This window comes from Veillonella sp. S13053-19 (genome assembly GCF_002959835.1).
GTDB classification, from domain to species: domain Bacteria; phylum Bacillota; class Negativicutes; order Veillonellales; family Veillonellaceae; genus Veillonella; species Veillonella rogosae.
In genome coordinates this window covers 378,596-399,658 of sequence record NZ_PPDA01000008.1, presented here as the reverse complement: position 1 = coordinate 399,658, position 21,063 = coordinate 378,596, and the positions used below count along the sequence as shown (strand labels likewise).

Here is a 21,063-nt window from a genome sequence, read left to right as displayed (position 1 = left end):
GCTTACATATAAAAAAATCCTTCATTCAAAGGGTATACCTATGAATGAAGGATTTTTTTATTATTAACTGTTTTATTTACGCTTTTTAGTTTTAACTGTCGGTTCTGTAGCCACTACAACAGCTTGATTTTTCTTTTCTAGATAGCCTAGATAGATAAATACACAGATGCCCACAATAATTGCTACAAGGCTAGTCATTTGAGCAGATTTTAAACCTAATGTAAGATTTACATAATCGCCACGCAAGAACTCTAAGAAGAAACGAGCTGTAGAGTAGAGAATAGCGTATAGGACAAATACTTGGCCTTTAGCATGTTTGAAGGAACCGAACAATAAAAGGGCAACAAAGATAAGAATATCGATCTGACCTTCCCACACTTCGGCAGGCCATAGTGGTTGATTGCCGTAGGTGCGGTATGCAAGGGTGCTTTCAGGATATATAATACCATAATTACCGCCCGTAGGATGACCGAAGGCATCGCCGTTTAAAAGATTTGCCATGCGGCCTACAGATTGTGCCAAAATCAATGCTGGTGCAAATAGATCGGCAAAGGCCCAGAAGTCGATATTGTTTTTACGAAGATACCAGTAGCCCGCAATTGTGCCTAGTACAACACCACCTTGGATGGCCATGCCACCTTGCCAAACGAAGGGGATTTCCAATAGATGGTTGCCATAATAATCCCAGTCAAAGAAGAATACATCCCATAGGCGAGCACCGATAAGGCCTGCTACAGCAACTGTAATGGAGAAGTCAATGATGTGCTCATGCCAACCACGACCATCTTTCTTTAACAATACGTACGCTACAGAGGCACCGCAGATGATAGCCAATGCCAACATAGTGCCGTAGGCTCTAATGGGAAAGTCCCCTATAAAAAATAAATATTGATGCATATAAAACTCCTTATGTGATAATTTTTATTAGTACATAAACTAAATTATAAATTACATGTACCCTTCATGCAAGAAAAGAGATGAACTCTATATAATATGTTATAATATAGAGATTGATATTGTATCCCAGTATGGGAACTAGAGTTAGGAGAGTACATGATTCGCAAATCTACTATTTTAAAATCATTAACAGCTTTAGTAATGTCCGCATTATCTACGACTGCCGTACAGGCAGAGGTGTTGGTGCCGTTAGAGCAATTTCTAGCGACCACAACGCGTCATTACGAAGCAAATCAATATAAAACAGCATATACGGTGTATGTGCCTCAAACTGAATTACAAGGTAATACGGTTGTATTAAATCCTGCAGCCGTTGGTGAACCTGTTAAATTGCCAATTACTAAACAAAATGGTATTAACTACGTTGATATCGAGTCTGAACCAACAATGCTTGGCGTTAGTTATACAAAAACTAACGGACAAGTAACATTAGGTCCTGCTCCGCAAGCATCAACGGTAAAAGCCCCATATACATTGCAAACTCCATTGTCTTGGGCATTCGACCCATGGCCGACAGAAGGGGCTCCATATCAAGCTAAACTTAATGTAAGCGGGGATAATATTATCTCTCCAAGTTGGTTTAAACTACATAGCCTCGGCCTAGAAGCAAGTCCTAATGTAAGCATTGATTATGTTAATGATTATAAGAGTAAAGGTTACCACGTATGGCCATTGATTACGAATCGATTTGATCCAGGCTTTACTAGTGGCATTTTAGCGGACCAATCGGTATGGAAAAAATATGCTCATAACCTTATTCAATATGCCTATATTTATGGCTTTGATGGTTATAACTTCGACTTTGAAAACATCGATTATGCTGACCGAGATCGTTTAACAGCGTTTGTAGCATATTTGTCTAATCATTTACACCAATATAATATTAAAACATCTATCGATGTAACGGGCTATTCTGATAGTCCTGAATGGTCTTTAGTATATAACCGTAGTGTCCTTGCTAATTCCGTAGACTATGTGGTTCTTATGGCTTATGACGAAACATGGGCTAAGAGTACTACAGCAGGTCCTGTTGCAAGTTATCCTTGGGTTCGTAACCATACTGAAAGAATGCTTTCAGAGGTTCCATCTCAAAAGTTAGTGCTTGGTGTACCATTCTATATGCGTTTGTGGCATGATACAAATGGCTATGCTAAGGGTGAAACATTGGCTATGAAGAATACTGGTACCTACTTTGCAAACCACAAAGATAAAATGACTTGGGATGATCGATTAAAATTATATTATTTATCTATCCCAACTGGCTCTGGCTCCGATCGCATTTGGTTTGAAGATAATACGTCTTTAGGGTTAAAGCTTGATCTTGTAAAAGAATTAAAGCTGGGTGGTTTTGCTGCATGGCGTAAAGGATTTGAAGATGAATCTACTATTGCTATGATTCAAGGTAAAGACTTAGGACGTGGCATTCCTAAATCTGCTACCGAAGTTGTTCCTGAACCTGTAGTAGAGGAAACAAAACCATTAACTAAGCTTGAACAATATAAATTGCGCTTAGAAGAAAAAGAAAAGGCTAAAGCGGCTAAAGCAGAAGCGAAACGCAAGGCTAAAGAAGAAAAAGAAGCGGCAAAACGCAAAGCTAAAGAAGAAGCTGAACAAGCAAAAGCTGAGAAAAAACGTCAAGCTGAGGAAGCAAAAGCAGAGAAAAAGCGTATCACAAATTCTGTACAAGTAGTGAAACGCTAGTGTTTGACTGCTTTTACTTGAAGTAGTAAAATAAAAATATTGATTATAAAACGGCAACTAATGAGGTTGACCATATGAGGAGGCCCCTACATGAACGAAAAATATGTAGCCCAAGATCTTGAGAAAAAGTGGCAACAGTATTGGGAAGATAACCATACATTTAAAACAGAATATGATGAATCTAAAGAAAAATACTATGTATTAGAAATGTTCCCGTACCCATCTGGTAATTTACACATGGGTCACGTGCGTAACTATTCCATTGGTGATGTAGTAGCTCGCTTCAAAAAAATGAAGGGCTTTAACGTATTGCATCCAATGGGTTGGGACTCCTTTGGTATGCCTGCAGAAAATGCAGCTATCAAACATGGCATTGCACCTAAAACATGGACTCTTGATAACATTGAGAATATGAAATTGCAACAAAAAGCACTTGGTTTGTCCTACGACTGGGACCGCGAAGTAGCAACTTGCAAAGAAGATTACTATAAATGGACGCAATGGTTCTTCCAACAGTTCTATAAAAAAGGCTTAGCATACAAAAAAGAAGCTAAAGTAAACTGGTGTGAAACATGCCATACTGTATTGGCAAATGAACAAGTAATCGATGGCGCATGCTGGCGTTGTGACCACACTGTTGAGAAAAAAGATTTGTCTCAATGGTTCTTGCGCATCACTGAATATGCGGACCGCTTGTTGACGGATTTAGATACTCTTGATCACTGGCCACAACGGGTTAAATTGATGCAAAAGAACTGGATCGGTCGTTCTGAAGGTACAGAGTTCTCCTTCGAAGTATCATCCATTAATGAACGCGTATCTGTGTATACAACTCGTGTAGATACGATTTATGGCGTAAGCTATGTTGTATTGGCTCCTGAACATCCATATGTAGAACGCCTTATCGAAAATGCTCCTAATAAAGCTGAACTAGAAGCTTTCATTACGCGTATGCGCAATATGAGCGACATCGATCGTACATCCACAGATACACCTAAAGAAGGTATGTTTACTGGTTCCTATGCAGTAAATCCTATGTCTGGTGAACAAGTTCCAGTATGGATTGCAAACTATGTATTAGTTGATTATGGTACTGGTGCTGTAATGGGTTCCCCTGCACATGATGAACGGGACTGGGAATTTGCTCATAAATATGACTTGCCTATTAAACAAGTTGTTGCTTGTGAAGGCGAAGAATATAGCCTTGAAAAATGGCAAGAATGGTACCATGAAGATGGTATCCTAGTTAACTCTGGTGAATTTAACGGCCAAACATCTGAAGAGGCTCGTAAAAATATTACAGCTGCACTTAATGAGCGCGGTATTGGTGAAGGTAAAGTAAACTTCCGCCTTCGTGACTGGTTGATTTCTCGTCAACGTTACTGGGGTGTGCCAATTCCTGTAGTATATTGCGAAAAATGCGGTGAACAACTCGTTCCTGAGGAAGAGTTGCCAGTACGCTTGCCAGAGGATGTTAAATTTGAATCTGGTGCAGTATCTCCATTGGCTACATCTGAAAGCTTCTTGCACACTACATGCCCTAAATGTGGCGGTCCTGCACGTCGTGAAACAGATACAATGGATACTTTCATTGATTCCTCTTGGTACTTCTTGCGCTATACAGACGCTAAAAACGACCAAGCTCCATTCGATAAAAAAATCGCTAACTACTGGATGAATGTTGACCAATATATCGGTGGTATTGAACATGCTATCTTGCACTTGTTGTACTCTCGCTTCTTTGTGAAAGTTATTCACGATTTAGGTCTTATCGAAGCTAACGAACCATTCCGTGGCTTGTTGACACAAGGTATGGTTCTTAAAGAAGGCAGCAAAATGTCTAAATCCAAAGGTAATGTAGTTTCTCCTGAAGAAATTATCAATACTTATGGTGCAGATACGGCGCGCTTGTTCATTCTATTTGCGGCTCCTGTAGATCGTGACCTTGATTGGTCCGACCAAGGTGTTGAAGGCTCTTATCGTTTCTTAGGTCGTGTATGGCGTATTGTTGATGCGTACAACGAAGAAGGTAAGAAAAATGTAACTGGTGAACTTACAAAAGATGAATTCGCATTGCGTCGTGAGTTACACCGGGTTATCAAAAAAGTTACAGAAGATCTCGATAACAACTTCAACTTCAATACAGCTATTTCTGCTATCATGGAACTTGTAAATGCTATGTATGCTCATAAGGACAAAGCTGACACAATCAATAGCGCATTAGCTAATGAATTGACTCATTCCTTATTACTTCTATTAGCTCCATTCGTTCCACATATTACAGAAGAATTATGGCATGAATTAGGTGAAACTACATCCATCCATACTGAAAACTGGCCTGTATACGAAGAATCTGCTCTTGTAGTAGACGAAGTAGAAGTAGTATTGCAAGTAAATGGTAAAGTTCGCGATAAACTTACTGTTTCCGTAAATATTACGAAAGAAGAATTAGAAACAATGGCTAAAGAATCTAGCCGTGTTCAAGAGTTTACAGAAGGTAAAAATATCGTAAAAGTTATTTATGTTCCTGGTAAACTTGTAAATATCGTTGTTAAATAACGATATTCTATTCGTTTAATAATGTAAGCCCCCAACTACATAGGTAGAAGGGGGCTTATTTTTAAGTGAGGTAATTATGGCAAAACGTAGCGATTATATTTCTTGGGATGAATACTTCATGGGCGTTGCCATTTTAGCGGCACAACGTTCCAAAGATCCAAATACGCAAGTTGGTGCATGCATCGTAAGTAACGATAATAAAATTCTATCTATCGGTTACAATGGTATGCCTTTAAACTGTAGTGATGATGATTTCACATGGGAACGGGATACAGCAGACGATAATAAATACTTCTATACTGTACATAGCGAACTCAATGCGATCTTAAACTATCGAGGAGGCTCTCTAGAGGGCTCTAAGATCTATGTAACCCTTTTCCCATGTAATGAATGTGCAAAAGCCATTATTCAAAGTGGCATTAAGGCTGTTATCTATCGAGATGATCTCTACAAAGATACAAAAGAGGTTAAGGCATCTAAACGGATGCTCAAAACAGCTGGTGTAGAAATTATTGAATATAAACCTACAGGACGTACTTTACATATTACGGTGTAACATGTGTTGATACTTGAAAACCCCTATCTACTATAAGTAGGTAGGGGCTTTTCTTTATCTTAGTTACATAATAGGTTGTGGCCTAATAATTATACTTGTAAACGACCATCAATCATAATATCAATAGCTTGACCATCACGAGTGTATCCCTTAATATTCATGCGTTCATGACCAATCATAAAGTCCACATGTGTTAAGGAGTGGTTAAGGCCGCGTTCTTTTAATTCTTCTTCAGATAAACCATCGCTGTTTTTGAGGCATGTAGGATAAGATGCGCCAATGGCTAAGTGGCAGGACGCATTTTCATCAAACAATGTTTCGTAGAAGATTTGATTAGATTGGCTAATTGGGCTGAAGTGATCCACCAATGCTACTTCACCAAGGTAGTGGGAGCCTTCATCAGTTTCTACTAATTCTTTTAGCACTTCATAACCTTCTTTTGCAGTATATTCCACGATTTTACCTTCTTTGAACGTGAAGGAGAAATCAGAAATCGTATTGCCATGGTAAATCAATGGTTTTGTGCTGTGCACAACGCCATTTACACCATTATATTGAGGGGCAGAGAACACTTCCTCTGTAGGAATATTAGCATTGAAAATAGTACCATCTTTAGAAGATTCTTCACCACCTAGCCAGATATGGCCTTCTGGTAATTCTAATAAAAGGTCGGTGCCGTTTTCACAGGTGTAACGCAAAGATTTTAAGTCTAATTTATTCAAAGCTTCACAGCGGTGACGCAATTTTGCCATGTGATGACGATATGTATCTTTCGGTTCGATACCTTCAATGCGGCAAAGTTTTAATAATGTTACCCATAATTGGTCAATTTTTTCTTCGTCAGTACCTTCATAGCCAAGTAAATCGGCCCATAGAACGGTTGGTACAGAGGCAACACACCATGTAACAGAAGAGTTCATAATGGCTGTATGATAGAAGGATAAGGCTTTATTTAAATTGCGAGACTGTAAGGAAATACGATCTGTTGGGATACCTTCTAGTGCTTTAGGATTGGCACTGATTAACGATAAAAATGCTGCTTTATCGTCGATGTACTGCTTATAGAATTCAGGAATCCAGTTAGCAGGCTTTTCTAAGACAGATTCTTTAGCATGTAATAAACGTTGACGAGCGATAGGGGAACATCTCCAGTTAAGAACTACCTCTTTTGCGCCTAGTTCATAGGCTTCTTCAGTAACGATTACTGCAAAGTCTTTATTTTCTACATCAACAGAAATAACTAATGTTTGATCTTGCTGTAAATTTACGCCGTACTTTAGTAATGTATGGGCGTATTTTTTTAATGTTTCTTGATTCATGAATACTCCTTTTATTCGACATCAATTATAAAAGTCCTGCTTATGTGACCAATAGAGTCAACGATAGGACTTTAGTATTTTATAGGGAAATCCTTCAGTAGGAGGTGCACTATGAAATATAAATTGAAGCCGTATATGATAATTATATTAATCCTATGTATTTTAGTAGGAATTTATTTCCTATGGCCTATTATAACAGATGAAACAGATTCTGTCCTTGTTGAAGGGGCAATAGATGGAAATTCTTCTATATCAAATGTAGCAGAAATATCCAATAAACCTATTGCTTATATTACGGGGGCCGTAGTCTCACCTGGTCTATATGAGCTAGAAAGCTCTGCAACAGTAGGAGATGTTATCAAGCTAGCAGGAGGACTGTTACCGTATGCAGATGTAGAGTCTATCAATATGGCTAAATCAGTTACCGGAGGAGATCATATCCACGTAGTATTTAACTTTCATGGAAATCCTGAAGCATTATTGCGTGGTAATAAGATAAATATTAATACAGCTACTGCAAAAGACCTAGATTCTCTTCCAGGCATTGGTCCTGCTATGGCTAAAAGAATAGAGGAATATCGATCACAAAAAGGTCCCTTTACATCTGTTGAAGGCATCAAGGGGGTGAAGGGCATTGGTGATGGAGTATTTAAAAAGATTAAAGACAAAATTACAATTTAGTCATCAAAATAGCCAGAATAATGGACTCTTACTTGATGGATATGCTGTTAACGATAATAGTAAAGCTTTAACACATAGTCAATGGGCACATGTTATATTGGGTTCTATAATAGTGGGTACAATATTAGGATACGGTCAATATTATCCAGTACTTAATCAGATGCGCTACATCTTAGCTATGGGATTAGCTATTATAGTTGTGGGTATTTTTAAAGCATTACAATCGTTTAACGCATTACAAACGTCTGATAGAGGGCATTCACTTAGCAAGTTAATAGTCTTAGTCTTTCTTTTAGTTGGTTTATCGTATTATCAAACTGATTTACGGATTATAAATTTTAATAGTTATACATCATATTATTTACACCAAGAAGGGGAATACCTTGGTACGGTTGTAGAGGCTCCTGAAAAAGTAAATCTGAACGGACAGGACTATTACAAATATACTATTGAAATCCATGGTCTACATCCCTATAAAGATACTGCAAAAAATGACTATATTAAAGCACAGGGGCGTTTGCAGGTATACTCAAAGGTATCTACTACGAACTATCCCATAGGACTAGGAGAATATGCAATTATTGAAGGTACACCAAAGCCATTATTTCTCATTGAAGAGGAGGGTCGTATAAATCTTAGAGGCCGATATATGAGCTCTAATACTAGAGGTCGGATCTATGATGGTGTATATCGTTCTGCTAGTAACAAAGAATTACAAATATTCCGCTATGAAGACACATTTTTTAAAAAACTATATAGGAAAGGCCTATTAATTTCTGGTGTATTGCGCGAATCTATAGATAAAAATATTGGTCATAATCTAGAGGGACCACAAAAGGTATTAGCTCAAGCCTTAGCTTTAGGTGGTCATTATAGTGAGCTTGGAGAAGAACAAATGAAGGATTTTTCCTATACAGGTCTTATCCATATTTTATCCATATCAGGTTCGCATATTGCTTTGTTGTTAGCACTTGTGTATGGGCTGGGACGATTTATTAAATTAAGAAAGCGTACATGTTTAATCCTTGGTATTATAGTTGCTTGTATATATTGTGGTATTGTAGGCGGCGATACACCTGTTGTACGTGCTACGATGATGAGCATTCTCATGTGTATGGCATACATAAAGGGACGATTATATCAGGCTAAACAAGCCTTATGTATATGCGCTATTTTATGTGTCATATATGATCCGTTCTCCTTATTTGATGTAAGCTTTCAACTATCTTTTGGGGCAACTTATGGTTTGCTCATATGGGGAAAGGTATTATACGAGCGGATACAGTGGCTGCCAAGATGGATAAAAACACCTTTAGTATTATGTGTATCTGCACAGTTATTAATTTTGCCGTTACAGCTCTATTACTTTCACTATATCAGCATAGCTAGTTTGCTAGCAGCCTGTATAGTGGCGCCACTATTAGATATATCCATAGTTTTAATCTTTGTAAGTACTTTAATCAGTTATGTACTCCCTATATCGTTAATATGGTCTTTAGTAGATGTACTATTGCGAATATCTTTATATTTAAATCATGTGTTAGGCCGTAGTGGCAGTCTACTTTGGCTTGGCATGATGCATCCTTATTGTGCTTATATCTATTATGTGCTATTAGGCTTATTTACGTATTTTTTGACGCATAGAAAAAGATATACTGTTCATGTAGTTATATCATTATCTTTAATGATATTAACCTTTGGCACGTCCTATTATGTTATGCATCATCACCAGGAGACATTAGTTCATTATATTCCAATGAAGCAATGTAATGTTTTACTTTGTATAGAACCAAATCATGAAGGGGCACATCTATTCATCGATGCGCCGGATCATATTAAGACTGCACCTAATGAAAGGCTTATTAATCAAGCCATTAGAGCCTATGGAGTACATCCTAAAAGAGTAAACGTCGAGTACTTTCACAGTAACGGTTCTGCAAAGGTGGTATATAAAAATAGTATGAACCAAATCGTCGTATATAATGGACAAAGTAGAGAAAAAAATCTAAAATTAAATGATAAGACTAAATCATTATATATAACGAGTCGGTCTAGTGTAATGGCTGACATTGGACGTATTTCACCTACTAGTACGGTTCTATTTGGAAGTCCCCACGGTGCGTTACGCGATGTGGATCCTTCATCAGAACACATGTATATAATGGGGTACAGCTATATTGAGGATATTTATCTGTGAAAGGAGGAGCTATGGCACATATTCAACTCATTTATGGCGATGAGCCACAATTAATTGAAGAAGAAAAACGCAAATTTTTAAGTGCCTATCCAGACCTTCCAGTGACAGTATTAGACGACGAAGCTGGACCACAGAAGATAAGTGAAAAGCTATGTGAAGATTCACTTTTTGGGGATCGAAAGGTATTCTGCTTAGTTAATTTGCCTATCATTCGTAAAAGCGGCAAAAATAGCGATGCTTGGATTCCATTGTATGAGCTCATAATGGAATATAATGGGGATAATCCCATTCTGTTGATTTATCATGATATGATTGATAAACGGATTAAACAGAATAAAGAGATTCTGGATAAAATACCAAATCACCAATGCAAGCGACTTGAAGGGGCAGACCTTGTGATGTGGATACGTCAGTACTGTACGTCTCATGGCTTTAAAATGACGCCTGATGCACAGGAATATGTAGCTCATCTCATCGATTTGTGGCAAGATGTACCAGTTTCTTTTATGAGAACCGAATTTGATCGTTATTTCTTGCAAATTACAGGGGAAAAAGTCATTACTAAAGAATTCCTCGAAGAAAATGGCAGTGATTACGGAGCTAAAAATATTTTTACCTTTAAAGAGGCTCTGTTAAAACGAGATATTGATACATTGCTTGAACTATTTCCATTTATGTTTGGCTATAAAGAATTAGACCGTGCTATGAGCTATATTGAGGGGCAATTACGTTTACAGCTACTGGTTAGTGAATGTCGACAAGCGGGAATGTCTGTTCAAGCCATACAAAACTTGTGTAAGGACTATGATTCGTCATTTAAACCGTATCCGATTAAACTGGCTTATGAAGCGAGTTCTCGGATTTCTACGAAAGCATTACGAGCTCTATTAAAAGGCTTGTATGAGATTATCCTCGATAGTCGTAGTAGTAAGGGCGATATTTGGCGATTTAGAGATTTATGTATTACCTATTGTGGGTATAAGGGATAAAAATGAAAGTACGTTATCGTGTTGTACCAAAACAGAATAAGAAATCATCCTTCTATGTGAACTGTCATAGCCAACATGTGACGATACAAGCTGCGGACTCTGCGTTTTCTACACTACTAAGTCTACGTGACAGATTATCTGCTTGGTATAAGGAGAAGAATATATCCTTTGATGATATTCCAACCAATACTGATACAGCATGCTGTTTTGCTTGGAAAGTAGATACTGAAACTGGGGAAGGTTTAGATACCTATTATTATGGTGGTGGCTGTGGTGCAGGTGAATGGATTGAGGCCGCAGAGGCACAACGGGAAGCTGAAGAGGCTAAAAACCAAGCGCCTAGAGGTAAATCCTTTGCTGGTTATGATTATGAAGATGACTTTGCCGAGTTTGATGATGATTTTGCACCATTTGTTGAAGCTGTAGAACTTGGTTATTTTAATAATAGTCCTGTCGTTGTATCTCGTTCTAATCAAACGGCTGCAGCATCTAGCAATAGTGATACTATCACATCTGTGAGCAGTACACCTAAAGCAAGTAAAGGTTTTGCACATAAAAGTACTACAAAACCTACTGCTAAAGGTAGTGAAGGGGATGGAAAATATCCTCGTCGTGCACCGAAGGATGCACCTACTGATGAAGGCATGATTTTAGGCCCTAAAATTGAAGGGGTCACTTCTAAAATTATGGGTACCTTGGATACACCTAGTGTCATCTTTGAAGGTGTATTAGTAGGCTTAGATAAACGTGATACTAAGACTGGTAAAAGTATCGTTAACGGCAGTATTGTAGATGATACGAATAGTATTAAGTTCATCAAGTTTACAAACAGTCCTGAAGAAGGGGATGCGTTACTTAAACAATTAAAAGGCTTGCAACGTGTTCGTGTACAAGGTAGCGTCAGCTTTGATGATCGCTTTGATAAAGACTACATTTTATCTATTCGCAGTATTGAAGCTTTGGAAACGACTAGTGTGGTACGCACTGAAAACCGTCCAGACTCTCGTGTAGAGCTTCACTTACACACTAAGATGAGCGACAAGGATGCCCTCGTATCTGTTAAAGATTTATTCAAAACAATAAAAAAATGGGGTCATCCAGCAGTTGCTATTACTGACCACGGCGTTGTTCAAGCCTTCCCAGAGGCGCAAGCCCTTGGTAAAGAGTTGGGCGTTAAGGTTATTTATGGTGTAGAAGGCTATCTCATTGAAGATGAAACGGTAGCTCGTGATGAAGAACCTGTTGTAGATAAGAAAAAGAAGAAAGAAAAAGATAAACGATACCATATTATCTTATTAGCTAAAAATATGGTAGGTTTGCGCAATCTGTACAAGATGATATCTATTTCTCACCTTGAACACTATAAGGTGAGACCTCGTTTGCCTCGTTCTGTTATTGAAGAACATCGTGAAGGCATTATTATAGGCTCTGCTTGTGAAGCTGGTGAACTTATGCAATCCATTGTTCGCGGTGCAACCAAGGAAGAGCTGTTAGAAGTAGCTTCCTTCTATGATTATTTAGAAGTTCAGCCACATACGAATAATATGTTCTTGGTTCGTAAAGGCCTTATGCCAGATGAGCAAGCTCTTATCGATATGAACAAAACAGTTATCGAATTAGGTGAGGCCTTAAACAAACCTGTATGTGCTACTTGTGACGTTCACTATTTGACGCCAGAAGAAAAGATTTATCGTGAAATCATGTTAACTGCTTGTGGCTATCCAGATGCAGATGAACAACCGGATTTACATTTGCGTACAACTGATGAAATGCTTGAATCTTTCCCTTATTTAAGTGAAGAAAAAGCTTATGAAATAGTTGTTACCAATACTCGTGCTATCAATGATAGCATTGAAGATATTAAGCCAGTTCCTGATGGTACATACTCACCAAAAATTGAAGGTGCCGATGAAGCTTTCACAGAAATGTGCTATCGAAATGCGAAAGCCATTTATGGTGATCCATTGCCTCGCGTAGTACAAGAGCGTCTCGATTATGAGCTCGATTGTATTATCTCCAATGGTTACGGCGTATTGTATTACATTGCGCATAAACTGGTAAAAAAATCTCTTGATGATGGGTACCTCGTAGGTTCTCGTGGTTCTGTAGGTTCTTCCTTTGCAGCAACCATGTCTGAGATTACCGAGGTAAATCCGTTACCGCCGCATTATGTATGCCCTAATTGTAAATATTCAGAATTCTTTGAAAAGGGCGAATATGCAGGTGGCTTTGACTTGCCTCGTAAAGACTGTCCTGAATGCGGTCATGCGCTACAAACTAATGGTCATGATATTCCGTTTGCTATCTTCCTTGGTTTCGAAGGTGATAAGGTTCCAGATATTGACCTTAATTTCTCTGGTGATTACCAAGCTAAAGCTCACAAATATACGGAAGAGCTATTTGGACGTGACAATGTATTTAAAGCTGGTACAATCGGTACTATTGCGGATAAAACGGCCTTTGGTTATGTTAAAAAGTACGCCGAAATTCGAGATATTCAAGCTCGTAGTGGTTTCTTTGAACATCTAGCAAAAGGCTTTACAAACGTAAAGAATACTACTGGACAACATCCAGGCGGTATCATGGTTTGTCCTCGCGATATGGATGTGCATCACTTTACGCCTATACAACATCCGGCGAATAAGAAGGAAAGCGGCGTACTAACAACACACTTTGACTATCACTCCATCGAAGGTCGTATGACTAAGCTTGATATTTTAGGCCATGATGATCCTACTATCATTCGTATGCTAGAGGATTTGACTGGTATCGATGCTAAAACTATTCCATTCGATGATCCTCGTACTTTAAGTCTATTCTCCTCTACAGAGGGTATTGGCTTAACACCTGAGCAATTACAAGGAGACCAAGTAGCTAGCTTGGCTGTACCAGAATGTGGTACGAAATTTGTACGGGGCATGCTAGAAGACTCTCGTCCTCAAACGTTCTCCGACTTAGTGCGTATCTCTGGTTTCTCTCATGGTACCAACGTATGGCTCGATAATGCGCAAGACCTTATCAAGAATGGCACTTGTAAGTTGAACGAAGCCATCTCTACTCGTGATGACGTAATGAACTTCTTAATTCATCGCGGTATGGATCGAAAGCATAGTTTCTTTGTAATGGAAAATGTGCGTAAAGGGAAGGGCATTGAAAAGCGGAATAAACAAGGTCAAGCGACGACGGAATTCGAAGCAGAAATGAGAGAAAACAATATTCCTGAGTGGTTTATTGAATCTTGTAAAAAGATTTCCTATCTATTCCCACGGGCCCATGCGGTAGCTTATGTAATGATGGCCTTCCGCATTGCATGGTTTAAGGTATATCATCCATTGGCATTCTATGCAGCATACTTCTCCATTCGGGCTAAGGCCTTTGATTTGCGCATTATGACGGGAGATCTTAAAACGCAAATGACTGAGTTTAACCGTATTAAGGCTCTTGATCGAGCTGCCAGTCCTAAAGATAAGGATCTTATGAGCGCCTTAGAAGTATCCATGGAAATGTACCAACGTGGCTATCGATTTATTAATGTAGATATTCAACACTCCGAAGCTAGACGCTTTAGCATTAAAGATGGTGCTTTATTGCCGCCATTTCTTGCTATAGATTCCCTTGGTGAAACAGTAGCTGATGCTATCGTAGCTGAACGAGAAGAACGTCCGTTTACTTCTCTAAAAGACTTGCAACGTCGTTGTAAGGTATCTAACACTATCATTGATCTTATGAAAGAACTCAAATGCTGTGGTGAACTACCTGAAGACGAACAAATGTCACTCTTTGGGGCATAATTAAATATAAGATTAGTCTTAATACAAAGTAAGCACTATACCTGAAAACAGATATAGTGCTTATTTTTGTATATTTTGCTACAATACAATTAAGATATATTATTTGTACTAGGGAGTGTTGTAATTTGACAAAGGAATGTAAAAATCAATCTGTGGAGATAGAATTTTGGGATATTGAGTCAGAGGATATACCTGAACTAGAAGAATCAGATATTCCAGGCGTATATTATAACGAATTTAGAGAATATGTTGATAAAGAAGGTAATGTGCTATCCCCATCAGATCTCGATGCAATACGGTATAAAGATGATTACGAGGACGATTATTATAGATAGAAATTATTAGAGTGTCATATTTATATTGTTTTTTTTTGTAACGAGTTGGTTAATTATGAGAGTTCCAATATATGAAGCTGTAGCTCACTATAAAAAGAATAATGAGTTACCTTATACAGAGTATTTTGGCCTAGGCTTTTATTCTAAATTATCATTAGCAGAAAAAGCATTAACTGAGTCAAAAAATTTGATAGGTTTTTCTGATTTGGCTGATGATTCATTTTCGATAACAACTCACTATTTAAATGATTGTGCTCATATAGGTAATGAAGTTAGTTATGAAATAATAAACAATAAAGTTTATGGTGTTTGGTATGATTATGATATAGATGATTATTATACATGTTCAGGATACATAGGTTTATTTAGTACTTTAAAATATGCAGAGAAAGCAATAGAGTGGTATAAAACCTGGGATATATTTAAAGTACATGGCATAGAGTGTTTAGGAATAGATACTATCACTCTTAATTTAAGGGGATGGACTGAAGGTTTTATAACAGTATATGATTAAAATTAATCAAAAAAATAGGTGTCATCATTTGATGACACCTATTTTTTTGAAAGTTTTGCAGTTTATTTATTTGACAGATTTTGAATATTTGGCAGGTTTTAGTATAAGGATTTATATTTCATCCAGTTTGTTTTGGCCATTTCTTTAAGCTCTGTACCACGGCCGTCAAGGATTGCATTGATCAAGTATTTGCTGAAGCCTTTAGCTTGTTGGTAAGCAATTTTAGGAGGCATAGCAAGTTCTTGTTTGTCTACGCGAACATTGACGATAACAGGACCATTATGGTTGAGAGCTTCCATGATTTTTTCGTCTACTTCTCTAGAGTTTGTAATGCTTACACCTTTGATACCAGCTGCTTCAGCAAGTTTACCAAAGTCTGGATTTACAAAGTCTGTAGCATAGTCTAAGTAACCAGAAGCTTTCATTTCCATAGCGATGAAGCTAAGTTCTTCGTTGTTGAATACAAAGATTTTAACTGGTAAGTTAAGTTGTTTCAATGTTAGCATTTCGCCCATCATCATTGTGAAACCACCATCACCGGAGAGGGAAATGACTTGACGATTTGGACATGCATTTTGAGCGCCGATGGCATGCATCATAGCATTAGCCATAGAGCCGTGATTATAAGAACCTAAGATACGACGTTTGCCATTTGTTTTTAAGTGACGCGCAGTCCAAATTACTGGAGTACCTACGTCAAAGGTAAAGATAGCATCGTCAGCAGCTAATTTATTAAGACGATTTACGAAGTATTGCGGATGAATTGCTACACCATCTGGTTCAGCTACAGCATAGCTGTCTAAGTCTCCTCTAAACTTAGTATATGCTTTGCGGACAGTGTCGATAAATTCAGTATCTCCACGTTGACCTATAAGAGGTAATAATTCTTTCAATGTATCTTTTACGGTACCAATAATACCTTGAGTAAGTGGTACACGACGACCTAATGCACTAGGATCTCTATCAACTTGGATTACCTTTGCATTCTCTGGATAGAAAGGTCGGTAAGGGAAGTCTGTACCAAGCATGACAAGTGTATCGCATTGCTCGATAGCACGATAACCAGATGTATAGCCTAATAGACCTGTCATACCTACATCATATGGGTTATCCCATTCAACCCATTCTTTACCTCTGAAAGCGTGTACTACAGGTGCTTGTAAGCGTTTTGCTAATTCTACCACTTCATCATGTGCACCTTCACAACCTGCACCACAGAATAGAGTAATACGTTTACCTGTTTCTAAATGAGCTGCCATTTCTTCAATATCATCGCGTTGTGGAACGATGTGAGGTAAACGAGGGTGATGCCATACTGGTAATTCATCGATTTCCATTTCCATTACAGCCACGTCACCAGGAAGGACAATAACGGCAACGTCTTGATTACCTACAGCGGCATTCATAGCACGGAATAGAATTTCAGGCATTTGTTTAGGATTAGATATAAGCTCACAGAAGCAAGAGCACTCTTTGAATAAATTTTCTGGATGAGTTTCTTGGAAATAATTTAATCCTACTTCGGATTGTGGAATATGAGAAGCAATAGCCAATACTGGTACACGATTGCGATGACAATCGAATAAGCCGTTGATCAAATGTAAGTTACCAGGACCAGAACTACCTGCACAAACTGTAAGTTTTCCAGTTAAAGAAGCTTCTGCGCCTGCAGCAAAGGCTGCTGTTTCTTCGTGTCGCACATGCTCAAAGGCAATCTTACCATTGCGACGTAAACTATCGTTTACAGAATTCAAACTATCGCCAGTGATACCATAAATGCGATCGATACCCGCATTGGCTAAGACTTCTATAAGTACATCAGAAATTCGTTTTTTTGCCATATTATCACCTATATTTAATAAACAATATCAATTACGCATGGTTATCAAAACCATATATATATATTATATTAGACCTGTTTGTAATGTAATTATGTGATAAATATCACTATTTAATGTATAGATAGTTTATATATGTTTATATTGTTTGTATTAACATATTTTCCATCTAAAAAAAATAGAAATATAATAATAGTATTTTTATTATAGGTTCAATATTTAATATCTTTTCTCAATACAAAACTCTGATTCTTGCATAACCATAATAAAAGTGTTACTATTAATTCAGAAACAAAATAGATGAGTCTTTGGGGACAGGTGAAATTCCTTACCGGCGGTATAGTCCGCGAACCTTATGGGTATGAATCGGTGCAATTCCGATACCGACAGTATAGTCTGGATGAGAAAAGACGAAGCACATTTAACGTGCGTATTTATGATTACCCAAGGACTATGTATATAGTCCTTTTTTTATTGAGGTGATATGGTGGATGACGTAGCATATATGAAACGCGCCATTGCACTGGCAAAATTAGCCACAGGGCATACTTCGCCAAATCCTTTGGTTGGTGCCGTAGTGGTTAAAGACAATACAATAATCGGTGAAGGTTATCATCATAAAGCTGGTACAGCTCACGCTGAGGTTCATGCCTTAAACCAAGCTGGTGATAATGCTAAAGGTGCTACTTTATATGTAACATTAGAGCCATGCTCTCATTATGGTAAAACGCCACCTTGTGCGCTGCGTATTATCGAAGCTGGCATAGCTAAAGTCGTAGTAGGTAGTACAGATCCTAATCCGCTAGTATCTGGAAAGGGCATGGATTTACTCCGTGAGGCAGGCATAGAGGTTGTGTGCCCCCTATGTAGTGAAGAATGTGCTGAACTCAATGAGCATTTCTTTACGTATATACAGACAGGTAAACCCTTTGTAACTATAAAGAGTGCTATGTCACTAGATGGTAAGATTGCCACTTTTACAGGCCAATCCCAATGGATTACAAATGAGTCCTCTCGCCGCGATGGCCATGTACTGCGTGCCACACATGATGCGATGCTTGTCGGTATTGGTACAATTTTGGCAGATAATCCTCAATTAAACTGTCGTTTAACTGATGCTGAATTATCAGAGGCTTTATTAGATACAAGTATACTTGATGAGCCCATACATGTTCATCAACCGGATGTAATTATCTTAGATAGTCTAGGTAGAACACCTACTAATAGTCAGGTTTTTGACATAGAAAATCGCAAGGTTCATATCTTTGTATCTAAAGGTTGTCCAAAGGAGCGGATTCAAGCTTTAGAAAAGGTTGGTGCCATTGTTACGATTGTAGAATCTATTTCTACACGTAAAAGTAAGAGTACTGATATCGTTATTGATATTAAGAAATTATCTATTGATGATATTCTTACCAAACTTGGAAAACTAGGCTATACATCAGTTCTAGTCGAAGGTGGTTCAGCTATCATTAGTTCCTTTGTAGAAACGATGAATTTTGATAAAGTTGTAACTTACATAGGAAATACAATTATCGGTGGTACTGAGGCTACTTCTGCTGTAGGTGGTCGTGGCTTTGAAAGTTTAGAAGCTTCACCTCAATTAACCTTCACAAAAACTAAAGTATTAGACAATAACATTCGCATCGAAGCGTATCGTCAAGGAAGGAGGGGCGCTTATGTTCACGGGAATCGTTGAAGAAATTGGCCGTGTAGAAAGCATTAAAAAGGGCCCTAAATCCTTAGCCATAACAATTCGGGGGAATAAAATATTTAGCGATTTAAAAATAGGTGACTCCGTAGCTGTAAACGGCGTATGCTTGACGGCTACAACGATTGGTAATGGCGTATTTACAGCTGATGTTATGCCTGAGTCAATCAAGATGACTACTTTTACAAATTTGAAAGTTCATCAACCTGTGAACTTAGAGCGTGCTATGCTCGCCAATGGTAGATTTGGTGGTCACATTGTGGCAGGTCACGTAGATGGGACGGGCCGCATCATTAATCGGGAACAAACAGATAATGCCATTATCTTTACCGTAGAGGCACCGAAATCCGTTATGGATTACGTTATTTATAAGGGTTCCATTACGATTGATGGAATTAGCCTCACCATTATGCGACGAATGGACAGCAGTTTTTCCGTATCTATCATTCCACATACCTTGGGCGAAACAATTTTAGGCTCTGCCCATATTGGTACGGAGGTTAATTTAGAAACGGATATCGCTGGTCGATACATTCGTCATTTTATGAATCTCGGTAGTGAACCTACCGAAGATAAACCTAAGAAATCTATGCAATCCCTCTTAGTAGAGAATGGATTTATATAAAGAGTAAGGAGCGTTCCTATGAGCGAACAATTACATTCTATTACAGAGGTCTTAGAAGACCTTAAAGCTGGCAAACCTGTTATTATTGTTGATGATGAAAGCCGTGAAAATGAAGGCGATCTTATCATTGCTGCTGAGTTTGCTACACAAGAAAATATTAATTTTATGGTTAAATACGCGCGCGGTATCGTATGTACGCCTATGCGCCGTGAAGCTTTAGAAAAACTTGGCATTCCTGCCATGGTTACTAAAAATACAGATAATCATGAAACTGCTTTCACCGTTACTGTTGACCATGTAGATACTACAACAGGCGTATCTCCAGCAGAACGTGCTTATACAATTCAAAAATTACTAGACCTTAATGCTAAACCTGAAGACTTCCGTCGTCCTGGTCACGTGTTCCCTTTAGTATATAAAGAGGGTGGCGTTCTAGTACGCCAAGGTCATACAGAGGCATCTATCGACCTTTGCCGACTAGCAGGTTTACAAGAGGCAGCTGTTATTTGTGAGATTACAAAAGATGACGGCGATATGGCACGTCTACCAGATCTCATGAAATTTGCGAAAGAACACGATTTGAAAATTGCTTCCGTAGCAGAGCTTATCGAATACCGTAAACAGCATGAAGACATGGTTGAGCTTGGTGCTTGTTCTAAATTACCTACTAAATTTGGTAATTTTAATATCTTTGTATTCAAAAATGAATTAGATAAAAAAGAACATTTAGCTATCGTCAAAGGGGATGTACAAAACTGTAGCGATGTCCTTGTACGTATTCACTCTGAATGTTTAACTGGCGATGTGTTCGGCTCCAAACGTTGTGACTGTGGCGAACAATTAGATAATGCGCTACGTGCTATCGAAAAAGAAGGCAAAGGCGTTGTAGTATACATGCGTCAAGAAGGGCGTGGCATTGGCTTAACAAATAAAATTAAAGCTTATGCATTACAAGAGCAAGGCCTAGATACTGTGGAAGCTAACGAACAATTAGGTTTCCCTGCAGATATGCGCGAATATTCCTTGGCGGCTCAAATTATTCGTTTCTTAGGTATTAAGAGTATTCGCTTGTTAACGAATAATCCTGAAAAACGTCATGGCTTAGAACATTGGGGTATCGATGTAACTAGTCGTGTACCACTCATCATTGCGGCAAACAAATTTAACGCAGGGTATTTAAAGACAAAAGAAGAAAAAATGGGTCATATGTTAGAAGACTAATTATTTAGTTCTATTTAACAAATTGCTCGTCACATAAGAATTTCCTTTATAGGAATATAGGAGGTCAAC

General features: G+C 38.2%; 15 protein-coding genes and 1 riboswitch. Of the genes, 12 read left to right on the top strand and 3 right to left on the bottom strand.

From position 1 onward, the window contains the following. Positions 1-72 precede the first annotated feature (72 nt). Positions 73-897, bottom strand: coding sequence for a prolipoprotein diacylglyceryl transferase (gene lgt, locus VEHSUH06_RS05350; RefSeq protein ID WP_105098049.1), 825 nt, complete (start codon positions 895-897; stop codon positions 73-75). A 156-nt stretch (positions 898-1,053) separates the two neighbouring features. On the opposite strand from lgt, the gene VEHSUH06_RS05345 reads away from it, so the two are divergent. The 3 genes from VEHSUH06_RS05345 to VEHSUH06_RS05335 all read left to right on the top strand — a co-directional run bounded on the left by VEHSUH06_RS05345 (position 1,054) and on the right by VEHSUH06_RS05335 (position 5,773). Then, on the top strand, positions 1,054-2,658 hold the full coding sequence (locus VEHSUH06_RS05345; RefSeq protein WP_105098048.1) for a glycosyl hydrolase family 18 protein: 1,605 nt from the start codon (positions 1,054-1,056) through the stop codon (positions 2,656-2,658). Between the two features lie 90 nt (positions 2,659-2,748). After that, positions 2,749-5,217 (top strand): leucine--tRNA ligase, encoded by a 2,469-nt coding sequence (gene leuS / locus VEHSUH06_RS05340; protein ID WP_105098047.1) that lies wholly within the window; start codon positions 2,749-2,751, stop codon positions 5,215-5,217. Between the two features lie 76 nt (positions 5,218-5,293). Beyond that, positions 5,294-5,773, top strand: a complete 480-nt coding sequence (locus VEHSUH06_RS05335; protein WP_009352594.1) for a dCMP deaminase family protein — start codon at positions 5,294-5,296, stop codon at positions 5,771-5,773. An 89-nt stretch (positions 5,774-5,862) separates the two neighbouring features. Here the strand turns inward: VEHSUH06_RS05335 and VEHSUH06_RS05330 are convergent, their stop codons facing one another. After that, positions 5,863-7,092: an aminopeptidase gene (locus VEHSUH06_RS05330; RefSeq protein ID WP_105098046.1), complete on the bottom strand. Its 1,230-nt coding sequence runs from the start codon at positions 7,090-7,092 to the stop codon at positions 5,863-5,865. A 111-nt stretch (positions 7,093-7,203) separates the two neighbouring features. Between VEHSUH06_RS05330 and VEHSUH06_RS05325 the strand changes: the two genes are divergently transcribed. The 6 genes from VEHSUH06_RS05325 to VEHSUH06_RS05300 all read left to right on the top strand — a co-directional run bounded on the left by VEHSUH06_RS05325 (position 7,204) and on the right by VEHSUH06_RS05300 (position 15,599). Then, entirely contained in the window at positions 7,204-7,773 is a 570-nt protein-coding gene (locus VEHSUH06_RS05325) for a helix-hairpin-helix domain-containing protein (protein WP_105098045.1), read from the top strand. Beyond that, entirely contained in the window at positions 7,733-9,970 is a 2,238-nt protein-coding gene (locus VEHSUH06_RS05320; RefSeq protein ID WP_370397695.1) for a ComEC/Rec2 family competence protein, read from the top strand. Before VEHSUH06_RS05325 ends, VEHSUH06_RS05320 begins: the two co-directional genes overlap by 41 nt. A gap of 11 nt (positions 9,971-9,981) precedes the next feature. After that, positions 9,982-10,959, top strand: coding sequence for a DNA polymerase III subunit delta (holA, locus tag VEHSUH06_RS05315; protein ID WP_105098043.1), 978 nt, complete (start codon positions 9,982-9,984; stop codon positions 10,957-10,959). 2 nt (positions 10,960-10,961) lie between these two features. Beyond that, entirely contained in the window at positions 10,962-14,750 is a 3,789-nt protein-coding gene (locus tag VEHSUH06_RS05310) for a PolC-type DNA polymerase III (RefSeq protein WP_105098042.1), read from the top strand. Positions 14,751-14,875: 125 nt separating this feature from the next. After that, positions 14,876-15,085, top strand: coding sequence for a hypothetical protein (locus VEHSUH06_RS05305; RefSeq protein WP_105098041.1), 210 nt, complete (start codon positions 14,876-14,878; stop codon positions 15,083-15,085). Between the two features lie 55 nt (positions 15,086-15,140). Then, complete coding sequence (locus VEHSUH06_RS05300; RefSeq protein WP_105098040.1) at positions 15,141-15,599, top strand: hypothetical protein; 459 nt, start codon at positions 15,141-15,143, stop codon at positions 15,597-15,599. Positions 15,600-15,697: 98 nt separating this feature from the next. On the opposite strand, the gene poxB is transcribed toward VEHSUH06_RS05300, so the two are convergent. Then, positions 15,698-17,440 carry a ubiquinone-dependent pyruvate dehydrogenase gene (gene poxB / locus VEHSUH06_RS05295; RefSeq protein ID WP_105098039.1) on the bottom strand — a complete coding sequence of 581 codons (1,743 nt, stop codon included), beginning with the start codon at positions 17,438-17,440 and terminating at the stop codon, positions 15,698-15,700. A gap of 297 nt (positions 17,441-17,737) precedes the next feature. Next, a riboswitch (FMN riboswitch) is annotated at positions 17,738-17,853 on the top strand. Positions 17,854-17,921: 68 nt separating this feature from the next. Between poxB and ribD the strand changes: the two genes are divergently transcribed. Genes ribD through VEHSUH06_RS05280 form a run of 3 tightly spaced genes read left to right on the top strand, consistent with a single transcriptional unit; the run spans position 17,922 to position 20,994 of the window. Beyond that, entirely contained in the window at positions 17,922-19,136 is a 1,215-nt protein-coding gene (gene ribD / locus VEHSUH06_RS05290; protein ID WP_105098038.1) for a bifunctional diaminohydroxyphosphoribosylaminopyrimidine deaminase/5-amino-6-(5-phosphoribosylamino)uracil reductase RibD, read from the top strand. Continuing rightward, the gene (locus VEHSUH06_RS05285; RefSeq protein ID WP_105098037.1) at positions 19,117-19,773 is read left to right on the top strand and encodes a riboflavin synthase; all 657 of its coding nucleotides are present in this window, start codon (positions 19,117-19,119) and stop codon (positions 19,771-19,773) included. The genes ribD and VEHSUH06_RS05285 overlap by 20 nt, the downstream gene beginning before the upstream one ends. A gap of 18 nt (positions 19,774-19,791) precedes the next feature. Next, positions 19,792-20,994: a bifunctional 3,4-dihydroxy-2-butanone-4-phosphate synthase/GTP cyclohydrolase II gene (locus VEHSUH06_RS05280; RefSeq protein ID WP_105098036.1), complete on the top strand. Its 1,203-nt coding sequence runs from the start codon at positions 19,792-19,794 to the stop codon at positions 20,992-20,994. The last annotated feature ends 69 nt before the right edge of the window (positions 20,995-21,063 follow it).

What these genes read in the sequence shown, in the direction of transcription:
- lgt (WP_105098049.1), bottom strand. Translation starts at nt 897, where the DNA reads ATGCATCAATATTTATTTTTTATAGGGGACTTTCCCATTAGAGCCTAC.
- VEHSUH06_RS05345 (WP_105098048.1), top strand. Translation starts at nt 1,054, where the DNA reads ATGATTCGCAAATCTACTATTTTAAAATCATTAACAGCTTTAGTAATG.
- leuS (WP_105098047.1), top strand. Translation starts at nt 2,749, where the DNA reads ATGAACGAAAAATATGTAGCCCAAGATCTTGAGAAAAAGTGGCAACAG.
- VEHSUH06_RS05335 (WP_009352594.1), top strand. Translation starts at nt 5,294, where the DNA reads ATGGCAAAACGTAGCGATTATATTTCTTGGGATGAATACTTCATGGGC.
- VEHSUH06_RS05330 (WP_105098046.1), bottom strand. Translation starts at nt 7,092, where the DNA reads ATGAATCAAGAAACATTAAAAAAATACGCCCATACATTACTAAAGTAC.
- VEHSUH06_RS05325 (WP_105098045.1), top strand. Translation starts at nt 7,204, where the DNA reads ATGAAATATAAATTGAAGCCGTATATGATAATTATATTAATCCTATGT.
- VEHSUH06_RS05320 (WP_370397695.1), top strand. Translation starts at nt 7,733, where the DNA reads ATGGAGTATTTAAAAAGATTAAAGACAAAATTACAATTTAGTCATCAA.
- holA (WP_105098043.1), top strand. Translation starts at nt 9,982, where the DNA reads ATGGCACATATTCAACTCATTTATGGCGATGAGCCACAATTAATTGAA.
- VEHSUH06_RS05310 (WP_105098042.1), top strand. Translation starts at nt 10,962, where the DNA reads ATGAAAGTACGTTATCGTGTTGTACCAAAACAGAATAAGAAATCATCC.
- VEHSUH06_RS05300 (WP_105098040.1), top strand. Translation starts at nt 15,141, where the DNA reads ATGAGAGTTCCAATATATGAAGCTGTAGCTCACTATAAAAAGAATAAT.
- poxB (WP_105098039.1), bottom strand. Translation starts at nt 17,440, where the DNA reads ATGGCAAAAAAACGAATTTCTGATGTACTTATAGAAGTCTTAGCCAAT.
- ribD (WP_105098038.1), top strand. Translation starts at nt 17,922, where the DNA reads ATGGTGGATGACGTAGCATATATGAAACGCGCCATTGCACTGGCAAAA.
- VEHSUH06_RS05285 (WP_105098037.1), top strand. Translation starts at nt 19,117, where the DNA reads ATGTTCACGGGAATCGTTGAAGAAATTGGCCGTGTAGAAAGCATTAAA.
- VEHSUH06_RS05280 (WP_105098036.1), top strand. Translation starts at nt 19,792, where the DNA reads ATGAGCGAACAATTACATTCTATTACAGAGGTCTTAGAAGACCTTAAA.